Raw genomic sequence first — 13,396 nt, forward strand, 5'->3', positions numbered from 1 at the left:
CGGCTAGAACGCGGCTTTGATGTGCTCGATCTTCGTCTCGCCGCCGGGGAGGAACGTCACCGACGCGGCGTCGAAGCGCATCCGCTCCACGCCGCGCACGCGCGAGAAGCGGGCGCGCCAGAGCTGCTCGCCCGCGCGCCGCACGCGGGCGCGCTTGCCGGCGTCGATGCTGTCGAGCGCGCGCACGTACGAGCCGGCGCCCCGCGTCCGCACCTCGATGATCGCGATGACGGGGCCGTCGCGCGCGATCACGTCGATCTCCAGTCGACCGACCCGCGCGTTGCGCGCGACGACCTCGATCCCTTGCGCCGCGAGGTAGGCGACAAAGGCGTCCTCCGCGCGCGCCCCGAGCGCCCTCCGCGCGTCGTCGAGCTCGGGAGGCCGCGGCGCTCCTGCGCGCGCGGCGCGCGCCGCGCGGGCGGGGCGCCGGCCTTCGTGTGAATCGGATCCGTCGCCTGAGGGGAGGGGGCTGCCGGCCTGATCGGCCGGCGCTCGTCGAGGGCTGCGCGGGGGGCGGCCGCCCGTCACCCGGTGCCTACGGCGTGCCTTCGCACTGTTCCGAGTTGTAGCGGCCCTGCACCTGGCCGCAGCCCTGCTCGTTCACGAACTGCGAGCCCTGCTTGATGCAGTACTTGCCGGTGATGTTCGGATCCCCGAGCCCGACGTTCGGACGGATCTCGGAGCACTCGAAGCCCTGCGGGCACTCGCAGAAGTTGAAATTCGGGTCGTCCGGCTCGCCTTCGGCCACGCCGCACCGGCAGGAGCAGTACACCGCCTGCTCCGCGTTCCGGTCCGAGTCGGCGGCGCACTGGCCGCAGACCGGCGACGCGACGGGATCCGTCGTCCCCGGCACGCAGCACGCCTTGCCCTGGTTCTCCGCCGCCGACTTGGTCGGGTCCTGGCAGCCGGTGATGTTGTCGTGGCAGATGTGCAGCGTGCAGACCCCGTTCTCGCCGCAGGTCCAGTCCCCGCTCGGGCAGTCCTGGGCGCTGGAGCACCGGCAGAAGGCGCCGCCCGGATCGCACATGCCGCTGAGGCACTGCCCGGCGCCGCCATCGTCCCTCGTCGGGTCGCAGTCGGGCGCGTAGGTCCCCGACGGCCTGCAATCGGTGCATGTGCCGGGCTGGGCGGGGTTACAGGTCGGCGGCGCCTCCTGGCCGAGCGGGCAGCTCACGCGCCCCTGGAAGTGGTTCACGAGGCAGATCCGCGTCTGGCACTGGAAGGACCGCGATTCGATGTTCTCTTCCGTCACCTTGAAGCCAGCGAACTGCGGATCGTACTCGTCTTCGGGCAGGCACGGGTCGCCCACGCCGCCGCTTTCACACGCGGAGGGCAGGCTCGCCATAGCGACGACGCTGAGCAGGCCGAGCAGGCCGGACAGAATGGAACGGGTCATCAGAACGTGCTCCTTCGGCGGCGGTGCGCGCCATCGCCTCGGCAGAGGCGCGCGGACGGGAGGCAAGAAAACGCTCAAGTCGAGGTGCTCAAAGGCACAACGTCAGCGGTTGGACCCTAGACGAAGGGCGCCAGGAGCGTCAACAGCCGGATGGAGCGCGCCACCGCCGACGTGGGGCGTCGCCCGCGCGGACCGTTCGACCCTGCGCCCGACGCGCCCTTGGGAGCGGCCGGTCACCGGGCCGTCGTGACGCGCCGGCGCGGCGAGCCTGTTAAGGAAGCGAGCGCGCACCGGTTCGATAATTCCACCCTCGACTCCTACGCAGTGCGCCACCCCAAGCTCGACGCGGGGCCTGGTGTCTGAGGGCCGGAATGTAGAGCAGGCCGACCGTTGGCATCGCTTGACAAGCCGCGCGCCACAATCCTACCATCCCCGGCCACACGCAAGTATCCGTTGATTCTCATTGAACTTTTTGGTTCTCGACCGAGTCGCCTCGGGGGTCTACGGCGCGCGCTTCCGGTGTGTGGAGCCGCGAACGGGGCGAAGGGGCCACGATCTTTACGTCGCCGAAAGCGAGGAACGACGATGCGGAACCGGGTGGCGAGTATCTGCCTTGTAGCTTCTGCCCTGTTGCTCACCCCCGCCATGGGGCATGCGCAGGGCAAGGGTAAGCCCGTCGCGGCTGAAAAGGCGGACGCCAAGGGCGGCACGAAGCCCAACAAGGAGATCAACCTCGACGAGGATGCTGGCCCCGTGACCGCGGGCCAGATGACCGAGCAGGCGGCGCAGGGCAAGCGGCTGTTCGACAGCGAGCGGTGGAGCGACGCCGCGCTGCAGCTCAAGCGGGTCGTCGACGGCGACACGGGCGACGACGAGGGCAACCGGCAGATCGCGCAGTACCACCTCGCGATCGCGCTGTACCGGCTGCAGTTCTACCAGGCGAGCTACGCGATCTTCTCGCAGATCGCCGACAAGCCGAACCACCTGAAGTTCAACGAGACGCTGCTCTGGCTGTCCAAGCTCGCGACGCAGCTCCCCGAGCCGGCGGACATCATCGAGCGCGTCGGCAAGTACAAGACCGAGCAGATCGCGCGGTTCAACAACCCCCAGCAGCGCGACCTCTACTGGCAGCTCAACTACCTGCTCGGCCGCTACAAGTACCGGAACCGGAACTACGAGGAGGCCATCAGCCTCTTCGCCAAGGTCGACGCCAACAGCAAGTACTACGTCCAGGCCCAGTTCTTCAGCGGCATCTCGTACGTGCAGCTCCGCAAGTCGGTGCCGGCGGTCAAGTCGTTCCAGCGCATCGTCCAGGCGATCGACGACGGCGTCGAGGGCGTCGAGGACGAGGCGCGCATGCGCGACCTCGCGTTCCTCTCGATGGCGCGGACCTACTACTCCGCCTCTGTCCGCCTCGACGACAACAACGTCCCGACGATCGACGCCGCGAAGCTCTCGGCGGCGGTCAAGTACTGGAACCGCGTCGACGTCGCGAGCGAGTACTGGCTGGACAGCCTCTTCGAGCAGTCCTGGGCGTACTTCATGGCCGGGCTGTACCCGCAGGCCCTCGGCAACATCCACACGATCGAGTCGCCCTACTTCCCGAACTCGTTCTATCCCGAGGCCGACATCCTGAAGGCCGTCGTCGCGTTCACGATCTGCCAGTACGGCGACGCGACCATCACGGTCGCGAAGATGAAGAAGAAGTACGAGCCCATCAAGAAGGAGCTCGAGGCGATCCTCAACCGGTTCCAGGGCGAGGGGAACGAGGAGCGCTTCTTCCAGTTCCTGAAGGACGTGGGCGCCGGCAAGGCCAACCTGTCGCCGACGGTCCGCCCGATCGTCGAGAACGCGCTCTCGGATCGCCAGCTCCGCCGCAACATGGAGTACGTGCGCGTGCTCGACGAGGAGGCGGCGCGGTTCAAGAAGGCGCCCGCGAACTTCCGCAACTCCCCGGTGGGCAGCGAGGTGACCGACGCCCTCGATTTCGCGCGGAGCCTCGCGGTCCGGAACGCGGGCACGCTCGGGCGGGAGCGCTACCAGCGCAACCTCGACGAGCTCAACGAGCACCTCCGCGACTCGTCGAAGATCCTCATCGACATCACCGCGGCCGAGCGGAACAAGCTCGATCAGCAGGTCGTCAGCGGGCAGCTCTCGAAGGAGGACGCGCTCACGTACGGCGTCGTGAAGCCCGACGACGAGCACGTGCTCTGGCCGTTCGACGGCGAGTACTGGCGCGATGAGCTGGGCTTCTACCGGCAGGTCGTGACGTCGAAATGCAGCAAGTGAGCCGTTTTATCATGGTTGGCCCCGCGGCCGTGGTCCGCGGGGCAGGCAGCGCTTCCTCACGGGGGTCCGTGGCGGAGGGACGGAGATGGAGATGAAGCAGTCGAAGTTCAGTGTACTGCATGCGCTCCGCGCGGCGGCAGGCACGTTGGCCGTCGCGGCGTGCGCGGTCACGGCGAGCCCCGCGTCCGCGGCCGACGCGTGCATCACGCAGCCCGCGAAGGACGCGATCGCCGCCTGTCCGGGCGGCAAGCTCCAGGTGTCGGCCGGCAAGAAGCCGCAGGTCAGCTTCAAGTCGGCCCCCACCGGGATCAACCTGAAGAAGCGAGAGGACCTCACGAAGCCGGCCAACCCGACCGCCTCGCAGGCGTCGGCGCAGCGCGACGAGCGTCGGAATCGGCTCGCCCCGAAGGTGCGGAGCCTGCTGATCACGGAGATCCAGGGCCTGGAGGGCCTGTACGCCTCGACGCCGAAGAACGCGCCGGATCGGCCGAAGCTGATGCGGCGCCTCGCCGAGGGCTACGTCGAGCTCGAGTCGGCGGCCTTCCGCGACAAGACCGAGGGGCAGATCAAGGCCGACGAGGCCAAGCGGAAGAACCCGAAGGCGGTCGCCGGCCTGCGGGCGGAGATCTCCAAGGCCGACAAGATCCTCGCCGCCGCGCGGAAGAGCGCGATCAAGTACTACACGAACCTCAAGACGCAGTACCCGAAGTACTGCCAGAGCACCAACGCGGCCGACCCCGCGAAGAGCACGGGCTGCACGGACGAGGTCCTCTACTACCTCGCCTACGAGTACGAGCAGGCGCAGCAGCTCGAGGACGCCCGCAAGGTCTACTTCGAGCTCATCAAGAACTGGCCGAACTCGAAGTACATCCCGAACGCGTACCTCGCGTTCGGCGAGCTCTTCTTCAACGAGGCGCAGGGCGACCCGTCCAAGTGGGACCTCGCCGAGCAGTCGTACGTCAAGGTCACCCAGTACCCGCCGCCCGAGAACAAGGTGTGGGGCTACGCCCACTACAAGCTCGGGTACGTCTACTGGAACAAGGGCGACTTCGCCCGCGCGATCAGCGAGTTCAAGAAGACGATCGAGTACGGCCAGCAGTACCAGCAGATGCCGAACGCGGCCCAGCTCGCTGTCTCGGCGCGCCGCGACATCATCCCGGTCTACGCGCTCGCCGGCGACCCGCGGAAGTCCCATGACTTCCTCCGGCCGCTCAGCGGCGACACGAGCGGCAGCTCCGAGAAGACGTTCAAGATGATGGACGATCTCGGGCAGAACTACCTCGACACCGGTCATTACAAGGAGGGCATCGAGCTCTACACCGACCTGATGACCCGCGACCGGGGCCCGAAGTACTGCGTGTACCAGGGGCACATCGCCGAGGCGACGCTCGCCATGAAGTCTGGCAACAAGGACCAGATCATGGAGGTGCTCGGGCGCCAGCTCGACGTCCACAACAAGTTCGGCAACGAGGGGCACCCGGCGGACGCCAAGCTGAAGTGCTCGAACATCACCGCCGGGCTGCTGACCGAGACGGCGATGGCCTGGCACCTCGAGGCGGTTGGCTCGGGCGGCGTGCGCGGCACCGGCGACAAGAAGACGATGCAGCTCGCCGCGCAGCTCTACGACAAGGTCGTCAACAACTTCAAGCAGGAGCAGTTCGCCAAGTTCGAGTTCCCTCGCATCCTGAAGGAGGACTGGCCGAACATCTTCAAGATCAAGTACGCGATGGCCGACCTTCTGTACTTCCAGAAGGACTGGGCCAAGTGCGGCCCCGCGTTCGACTCGGTCGTGGCCGAGGACCCGAACGGCCCGCAGGCGGCTGAGGCCGCGTACGCCTCGGTGCTCTGCTACCAGAACATCTACACCGAGACCCACAAGGACGGCTCCGACAAGAAGGGGGCCGGCAACCTCCCCGATCCGGGGACGGGCAAGAAGGGCGAGAAGGACAAGAAGGCGGACAAGGCGAAGTTCCAGCCCAAGGAGTTCAACGACAGCCAGAAGGGCATGATCACCGCCTTCAACCGCTACGTCTGCTACATCAAGCCCGCCGCGAACGACAAGGAGGCGCAGGAGCAGTACGTCGAGGTGAAGTACGCGCGCGGCCGCACGTACTTCGAGGCGCAGCACTGGGAGGAGGCCGCGCTCGCGTTCCGCGACGTGGCGCTGAACCACGCCGACAAGGAAGTCGGCATCTACGCCTCGCAGCTCTACCTCGAGTCGCTCAACGTCCTCGGCGCGAACATGGATCCGCCGCGTCCGTCTTGTTACGACGACATGGCCGCGGATGTGCCCAAGTTCATCGACCTCTACTGCAAGGGCGGCAAGGAGAAGGAGAACGCCGAGCAGTGCGGCATCCTGATCCGCATCCAGCGCGACATCGAGCGCCTGCGCGCCCAGAAGCTCGTCGAGGCGGCGGACGCGGCCGGCGGCGTCGAGGCCCTCAAGAACTACGAGAAGGCCGCGCTCGCCTACATGGACATGTGGAAGAAGTACGGCGAGGCCGCCTGCGAGGCCAAGCAGCCCGCCTGCGACAAGAGCGAGGAGGTCCTCTACAACGCCGCGAAGGCGTTCCAGGCCGCTCGCCTCATCGCCAAGTCGATCTCGGCCCGCAAGATCCTGCTGGATCCGAGGTACAACCTCCACAACACCGAGCTGGCGAAGACGTCGATCTACGAGATCGGCGGCAACTACCAGGCGATCGCGGTCTACGACGAGGCGGCGAACTGGTACGAGCGCTACGCCCGCGAGAACCCGAAGGGGGAGAAGGCCGCAGAGGCGCTCCAGGACGCTGTCGTGCTCCGGCTCGGCCTCGGTCAGGAGGACCAGGCCATCAAGGACGCCGACCTCTTCAACAAGAACTACGGCAAGGCGAAGCCGGCGCAGACGGCGCAGATCGCGTTCGCGATCGGCGCGCACTACATCGACCGCGAGGACTGGGATCAAGCGCGCCGGCGGCTGTCGACGGCGATGCCGCAGATCGACCGCAACGCGACGTTCGACGTCCAGGTGCAGGCGCACGCGATGTACGCGCGCGTCCTCCTGCAGACGAAGAGCGTGACCCCGGCGAACGGCGAGTACAACAAGGTCCGGGGCTACTGGAAGGACCCGGCGGCCGCGCTGAAGAAGCTCGACGCGATCGGCGGCGAGGAGCCGGAGAAGCTGCGCCGTCTCGGCAAGGTGCTGACCGCGGTGGGCGAGGCCTACTTCCACTTCGCCGAGCAGAAGCGGAAGGAGGTCGATAAGATCAAGTTCCCCGAGTACAAGGGCGCCGGGAACCGCGAGGACGTCCTCAAGCACATCAACACCAAGGTCGCCGACTGGGTGAAGAAGAAGCGCCCGGCGATCGAGGCGGCCGACGCGGAGTACCAGAAGATCCTCAAGCTGGAGCCGACGCCTCCGCCGCGGTGGGTCATCGCTGCCGGCGCGCGCGTCGGTCAGATGTGGGGCAAGTTCGTCGCCGAGTTCCGCGCCGCGCCGATCCCGAAGGAGTGGAAGGGCCGCGGAATGGTGCCGGGCACCGACGTCTCGTACGACGAGATCCGGGGCGAGTACTACTCGCGCCTGGATGAGGCGAGCGAGCCGCAGAAGCAGATGGCGAAGGGCGCGTTCAAGACCTGCCTCGACCTGTCCGTGAAGTACCAGTACTTCGACGACTACTCGCGCACGTGCGAGGTGTGGCTGTCGAAGAACTACGGCGCCGAGTACCACCTCATCGACGAATTCCGCGGCGCCCCGTCGCGGGTCAACTCCGGCTTGAGCGATCGTCCCGCGCCGCTGAACCTCGACGGGACCCCGTACCGCGAGGCGCTGACGGTCACCGACAAGCCGGCTGCCAGCAAGGAAGAGGGCGACGAGAAGACGAAGGAAGCGCCGGCGAGGTCCGGCGCCTCCAAGCAAGGCTCGCCGCTCGATCGGGCCACAACCCGACCCAGGAAGTGATGGAGCGAAACATGAGAAGCATCACCTCATTGGCAGCGATCGCGGTGTTCCTCCTGGCCGCGTCGGGTTGTGGCGGCGGTAGCACCGGCGGCACGGCGCACGCGGCGAAGGATCCCACGACCGGCAAGGCGATCACGGACAGCAAGGGCAACGCCGTGTCGGTCGCGGCGGCAAACAAGTTCAAGACCGCCATGGACACCATGGTCCAGCACGACAAGGCTGGCGATTGGACCGCGGCGACCTGCAGCTCGACGGCCAAGCTCTTCCTCGACGCGGCGGACGAGCAGGGGGACACGACGTTCGCCGAGGCGATCTACAACGCGGGGCTCGCGTACCAGCGTTGCAAGAACGACGCGGAGGCGAAGAAGCACTTCCAGCAGGCGCTCCAGAAGAACCCGAAGTTCCACCCCGCGCGGGTCCAGGTGGCGCTCTACAACCTGGCCGAGTCGGGCGAGCGGAACATCGACGCGGCGATCAGCGAGATGCGGCAGGCCGCGGTCGTCGACGCCCAGTACAAGAACGTCGAGGCGCTCGTGCACCTCGCGCTCCTGTACATGAAGCGCGGCAACCAGGTCGCCGACAGCGACGGACCCAACGACTTCCAGCGCGCGAAGCGGTACATCCAGAGCGCGCTGGCGGTCGACGACGCCTTCATGCCGGCGTTCAATCAGCTCGCCATCTACTACCTGGAGACGGCGAAGCAGAAGGCCGGCCGGAGGTCGGGCAAGGCGGTCGCGACCAACGTCAGCAAGCAGAAGAAGGTCGACACGCAGGCGCTGGAGCTCGCTGCGCTGGTCTGCTCCCAGGCCATCCGCAAGAACCCGAACTACGCGCCGATCCACAACACCGCGGGGATGATCCAGGTCGAGCTCGCGAACCTGAACGGCGCCGTTCAGGAGTTCAACCTGGCGAGGAAGCTCGACCCGACCTTCTACGAGGCGCAGATGAACTACGCGGCTGTGAACCTGAGCTTCCGCGGGTTCCAGCAGGCGGAGGAGGCGTACCGCGCGGCCCTGAAGATGCGTCCGAACGACTACGACGCTCACCTCGGCCTCGCGCTCGCCCTGCGCGGTCAGATCGACGACTCGAACTTCGACAACATGGTGGCGGCCGCCAGCGCGGAGCTCGACGCCGCGAAGAAGCTGTCCCCCGAGCGCCCCGAGACCTACTACAACGAGGCGATCCTCACCCAGGAGTACAAGGCCAAGTCGGGCGGCAAGTCCGCCGAGGGCGCCCTCCAGTCGGCGAAGGGGCTGTTCGGCCAGTTCATCCAGAAGGCGGGCTCCAGCGCCGAGTTCACCGACGCGGTGAAGCGGTCGAAGGAGCGCATGGAAGAGATCGACCAGATCATCGCCTTCAACAAGCAGACCGAGGCCGAACGCAAGGCGGCCGAGGCTGACATGAAGACGAAGGAGGCCGAGCAGGAGGCCGCTGCCGGGGCCGACGGCGAAGAAGGGGCCGCTCCGGCCCCGTAAGCAGCAGGAGCGTTGTCCTGAGCCCTGTCTGACGCACGTCGTGAGCGGCCCGAGCCCGGCAGAGCGAGCGAGGAATACGGCAGTATTCCAGGCGAGCTCTACCGGTGCGTCGGGCCGCACCGCAGCGCGTCAGGCAGCGCGACCAGCCTCCCTCTCTCTCCGCGTGCTCGCTGCATGCTCGCCGTCACGGAGGAGAGGGGGGCTGGTCACTTTCATGGCATCGCTCGGGAACCTTGGGTTGAATCGGCTGTCGAGGCGGATGTGGGTCGTGCTCTCTGCCGCCTCGAAGGCTTGCGAAGCTGGTTGACCGGCCGCCGCGATAGGCGGTACAATGGCACTGTAACGGCGTCGGAACATTCTGAGGAGGCTGAAATGAGAGGGTTGACCCGATTGGGTGCGGGAGTCGTGGCTGCCGTTCTTATGAGCGTGGTCGCCTCATCGGCGTTCGCGCAGGAGGCTCAGGGCGGCGGCGGTGGGAAGAAGGACGAGGGCTACGGGTACGAGTTCTCCGACGATCCGCTGAACGCCGGTGGATTCGGCCCCAACGACGCCACCATCCGCGTGCGCCCCGGTCCGGTCCGGACGACGCTGATCCGGCCCCGCACCTCGTTCGTCCCGGAGATGCTCAAGTCGGTCGAGAACCTCTGATGTGCCGGGCAGGCTGGAACCTGCCCTATCGATTTATCCCCAGATGCTGGGGGCGTGCGCCGCGGGGCGCATAGGGAAGGCTGGCGGAGATGGAAGGCAAGCAAAGGGTCGCTCTCACATTTGCGCTCTACCAAAACGAGGCGCTCGTCCGTCGGGAGACGATCACGCAGGATATCGTCAAGGTAGGCAAGGACGCGAAGAGCCATCTGCGTGTCGATGACGAGCTTGCCTCGCGCATGCACGCGGTCATCGAGGTCGCCTCCCCGCAGGACATCACGCTCATCGATCTCGGCAACGAGCCGGGAACGATGGTGAACGGGGCGCGCGTCAACAAGTGCAAGATCAGCCCAGGCGATCAGCTCCAGATCGGCGGCACGAAGATCATGCTGGAGCGCGCCGAGCCGGTGGCGGTCGCCGCCGCGGCGGGCCCCGCGAAGCCGGTGCCGGCGAACCCCTTCGCCGCGGCGCCCTCGAACCCGTTTGCCGCCGGTGCGCCGGCGAACCCGTTCGCTGCCAGCGCGCCGGCGAACCCGTTCGCCGCGAGCGCGGGGGCAGACCCGTTTGCCTACAACAACCCGTTCGCGCAGTCGGCGGCCGCCGTCGACGAGGTGCCGCCGGACGCGCCGGAGGGATCCTACACGTACACGCTCGTGAAGAACGGGCCGGACGTGCCGAGCGAGGAGGTCGAGGTCCCGGCGGCGTCCGTCGAGATCATGATCCTGTGGGATGCCGCCGTGCTCCACGTCGAGCACCTCACCCCGCCGCGCTCCTTCTACGTGGGTGAGGAGGAGGGCAAGAACTTCAAGTGCGACTACTTCATCCCGTCGGAGAAGCTCGGCACGACGCGCGCGCCCATCGTCCTCGCGGACCGCACCGGCTCGGTCTCGGTGGTGCTCCTGCCCCGCGCGACCGGGACGATCGAGCTCCCCGGACATCCGAAGATGACGGTGCAGCAGGCGATTGACCAGGGGCGCGCGCAGCCGTGCTCCGAGCTCTCGGGCGCCTACCAGATGGCGCTGCCGTCCGGCGCGAAGGCGAAGGTCGAGCTCGACGGCATCATCTTCCAGGTATCCGCCGTGAACGCGGGCCGCGTCGTGGCCGGGCACTTCCAGCTCGACACGCAGGGCCTGCTGTACACCGGCCTCTCGATGGCGGTGCACCTCGGGCTGCTCGCGGCGATGGCCTTCTTCATGCCGCCGCTCGGCGACACGGGCGAGGACGGGATCTCCGCGGATCAGCAGTTCCTCATCCAGCAGTACCTCGCGGCCGCCGCCGAGAAGGAGATGGAGGAGAAGGAGACCGAGCAGGTCGCCGAGAACGCGGCGGACAACAAGGAGGGCGGCACCGGTACCCGCGCCAAGGGTGAAGAGGGTTCGATGGGTAACCCGAACACCAAGGCCACCGGCAACCGCTATGGCGTCCAGGGCCCGGCCGACAACCCCGATCCGCACATCGCCCGCCAGGCGGCGCTGCGCGACGCCGCGGAGTTCGGCATGATCGGTCTCCTCAACGCCGGCGCCGGCGGCGATCCGAACGCCCCGACAGCGCCGTGGGGTCGTGACGACTCGCTCGGCAACGATGCGCTGAGCGCGCGCGGCAACATGTGGGGCGACCAGATCGGCGACTCGTTCGGCGCTGGCGGCCTCGGCCTCTCCGGCATCGGCGAGGGCGGCGGCGGTCGCGGCGAGGGTATCGGCCTCGGCTCGATCGGGACCATCGGTCACGGCGCCGGCACCGGCACGGGTCAGGGCTTCGGCTCCGGCCACGGCCGCCTCGGCGGGTCGCATCGCACCAAGCCGCCGCAGGTGCGTATGGGTGCGACGAGCGTCAGCGGCCGTCTGCCCCCCGAGGTCATCCAGCGCATCGTGCGCCAGAACTTCGGTAGGTTCCGGCTCTGCTACGAGAACGGCCTCAGGAACAACCCGAACCTGCAGGGCCGCGTCGCTGTGCGCTTCGTCATCGGGCGCGACGGCGCTGTGTCGAACGTGGGTAACGGCGGCTCGGACCTGCCGGACAACGGCGTGGTCTCGTGCGTGGTGCGGGCCTTCTACGGCCTGTCGTTCCCGCAGCCCGAGGGCGGTATCGTCACCGTCGTCTACCCGATCATGCTCAGCCCCGGCGGCTGAGCTCGCCTGATAGCGTGGCGTGCGCGAGCGCCCTGCACGGACCGTGCGGGGCGTTTGCCATTTCAGGACCGGACGCGACCTGAGCCGCGGGCGCGCTCGGCGTCTGCGTCCATCGCGCGGCGGTCGGTGGGGGGGGGCGCCCAGGTCGTCGCGCGTCGCGCCGCAGGGGAGGGGCGGGCGGCGCCCGAACGCCGTCCACACGGTCGCGGGTGCGGGAGCTGAAGCCCTGGACTTCCGCGGTTGCATCCGCCTATTCTCGCGACGCCGCGCGAGGTTGAACGCGCGCCACCTCAGGACGCATGTGACGGTGCCACACCACGGAGCGGCGCAGCTGGCTCCGGGATGCGGGGACGGAGCGGCGCAGCCGACTCCGGGTTTGCTGAAGGAGCGGCGCAGCCGACTCCGGGTTGCTGAAGGAGCGGCGCAGCCGGTCCGGGATGCTGACACGGAGCGGCGCAGCCGCTCCCGGGATGCTGGAGAGGGGCGACGCGACGCCCACGATCACTTGGGAGCCGGCGGCGCCGGTTTCATTCGAAAGGTGAGGAGATGAAGCTTCGGGCATTCTTGATGGTTGGGCTGGTCGCGGCGAGCGCGGCGGGGCTGGGCTGCACCCGGCATCGGCAGGAGGCCGTCATCCTGGCGAATCAGGCCGACAAGGAGGTCGCCGTCAATCCCGAGGGGGCGGCGAACAAGTACGAGCAAGCGACCAAGCTCGACCCCACAAACCACCGCATCTTCTTCAAGCTCGCCATGGCGCACAAGAAGAAGGAGGAGTGGGACAAGGTCGCATCGACGCTGGCGCGCGCCACGCAGATCGCCCCGAAGTTCGCCAACTACTGGTTCGAGCGGGGCTGGGCGCTGGAGCAGCAGGCGAAGAAGAAGACGATCTCCTACGAAGAGGCCAAGGAGCCCTATCAGAAGTGTATCGAGAACGATCCCAACTTCGCTGACTGCTACTCGCAGCTCGGGAACGTTTACCTCTGGACGGATGACGAGCAGAAGGCGCTCGAGAACCTCACCAAGGCGATCGAGCACAACCCGGACGAGATCCGCTACTACGCGGCGCTTGCCGACCTCTACACCCGCCTCGGCTACACGAAGGAGGCCGAGCAGGTGCTGAACGAGGGGAAGTCGTTCGCGAAGCCCGGGGACAAGTACCTCTTCGGCATCCACAGCCTGCTCGCGACGGTCTACCAGGAGCGCGGGGCCACGGCGGAGATGGTGGCCGCGCTCGAGGCCGCCCGGGCGGCCGCGCCGGCGGATGGTCCCGAGTCCGTGCAGATCCTCTGGAGCCTTGGGAGCACGTACGCGACCCTGGATCCGCCTCGCAAGCAGGAGGCCATCCAGATGCTCAAGGGGTTCACCACGCGCGCCTGCAAGGGATCGAGGGCGGCGAGCTTCAAGACCGAGTGCGAGACGGCGAACACGCTCGTCGCGCGGCTCGGTGGCCAGTAGCTGTGATGCCGCGCGCCGCGCGGGACACGTGAGCGTTTCAATCCGTTCGAAGGTCGGGGCCGAGGGT

Annotated in this window: 8 protein-coding genes; 6 read left to right on the forward strand and 2 right to left on the reverse strand. The window is 67.7% G+C overall.

Annotation, left to right across the window (positions count from 1 at the left end):
* Window positions 1–3 precede the first annotated feature (3 nt).
* Window positions 4–528, reverse strand: a complete 525-nt coding sequence (locus tag WMF42_RS14140) for a YraN family protein (protein WP_061612696.1) — start codon at window positions 526–528, stop codon at window positions 4–6.
* Between the two features lie 7 nt (window positions 529–535).
* Window positions 536–1,396, reverse strand: a complete 861-nt coding sequence (locus WMF42_RS14145) for a hypothetical protein (protein WP_061612697.1) — start codon at window positions 1,394–1,396, stop codon at window positions 536–538.
* 645 nt (window positions 1,397–2,041) lie between these two features.
* On the opposite strand from WMF42_RS14145, the gene WMF42_RS14150 reads away from it, so the two are divergent.
* The 6 genes from WMF42_RS14150 (at window position 2,042) to WMF42_RS14175 (ending at window position 13,329) form a co-directional block, all read left to right on the forward strand.
* Window positions 2,042–3,685, forward strand: a complete 1,644-nt coding sequence (locus WMF42_RS14150) for a tetratricopeptide repeat protein (protein ID WP_437692425.1) — start codon at window positions 2,042–2,044, stop codon at window positions 3,683–3,685.
* Window positions 3,686–3,770: 85 nt separating this feature from the next.
* A complete protein-coding gene (locus tag WMF42_RS14155) occupies window positions 3,771–7,625 on the forward strand; it encodes a hypothetical protein (protein ID WP_061612699.1) in 3,855 nt (1,284 codons plus the stop codon).
* A gap of 11 nt (window positions 7,626–7,636) precedes the next feature.
* Complete coding sequence (locus WMF42_RS14160; RefSeq protein ID WP_233562596.1) at window positions 7,637–9,100, forward strand: tetratricopeptide repeat protein; 1,464 nt, start codon at window positions 7,637–7,639, stop codon at window positions 9,098–9,100.
* Between the two features lie 405 nt (window positions 9,101–9,505).
* Window positions 9,506–9,748: a hypothetical protein gene (locus tag WMF42_RS14165; protein ID WP_434047331.1), complete on the forward strand. Its 243-nt coding sequence runs from the start codon at window positions 9,506–9,508 to the stop codon at window positions 9,746–9,748.
* Window positions 9,749–9,837: 89 nt separating this feature from the next.
* Window positions 9,838–11,874 (forward strand): AgmX/PglI C-terminal domain-containing protein, encoded by a 2,037-nt coding sequence (locus WMF42_RS14170; RefSeq protein WP_061612702.1) that lies wholly within the window; start codon window positions 9,838–9,840, stop codon window positions 11,872–11,874.
* Between the two features lie 546 nt (window positions 11,875–12,420).
* Window positions 12,421–13,329: a tetratricopeptide repeat protein gene (locus WMF42_RS14175; protein WP_233562598.1), complete on the forward strand. Its 909-nt coding sequence runs from the start codon at window positions 12,421–12,423 to the stop codon at window positions 13,327–13,329.
* The last annotated feature ends 67 nt before the right edge of the window (window positions 13,330–13,396 follow it).

The sequence above is a fragment of the Sorangium sp. So ce176 genome (assembly GCF_051519835.1).
Classification (GTDB): Bacteria; Myxococcota_A; Polyangia; order Polyangiales; family Polyangiaceae; genus Sorangium; species Sorangium cellulosum_G.

What these genes read in the sequence shown, in the direction of transcription:
- WMF42_RS14145 (WP_061612697.1), bottom strand. Translation starts at nt 1,396, where the DNA reads ATGACCCGTTCCATTCTGTCCGGCCTGCTCGGCCTGCTCAGCGTCGTC.
- WMF42_RS14150 (WP_437692425.1), top strand. Translation starts at nt 2,042, where the DNA reads ATGGGGCATGCGCAGGGCAAGGGTAAGCCCGTCGCGGCTGAAAAGGCG.
- WMF42_RS14155 (WP_061612699.1), top strand. Translation starts at nt 3,771, where the DNA reads ATGGAGATGAAGCAGTCGAAGTTCAGTGTACTGCATGCGCTCCGCGCG.
- WMF42_RS14160 (WP_233562596.1), top strand. Translation starts at nt 7,637, where the DNA reads ATGAGAAGCATCACCTCATTGGCAGCGATCGCGGTGTTCCTCCTGGCC.
- WMF42_RS14170 (WP_061612702.1), top strand. Translation starts at nt 9,838, where the DNA reads ATGGAAGGCAAGCAAAGGGTCGCTCTCACATTTGCGCTCTACCAAAAC.
- WMF42_RS14175 (WP_233562598.1), top strand. Translation starts at nt 12,421, where the DNA reads ATGAAGCTTCGGGCATTCTTGATGGTTGGGCTGGTCGCGGCGAGCGCG.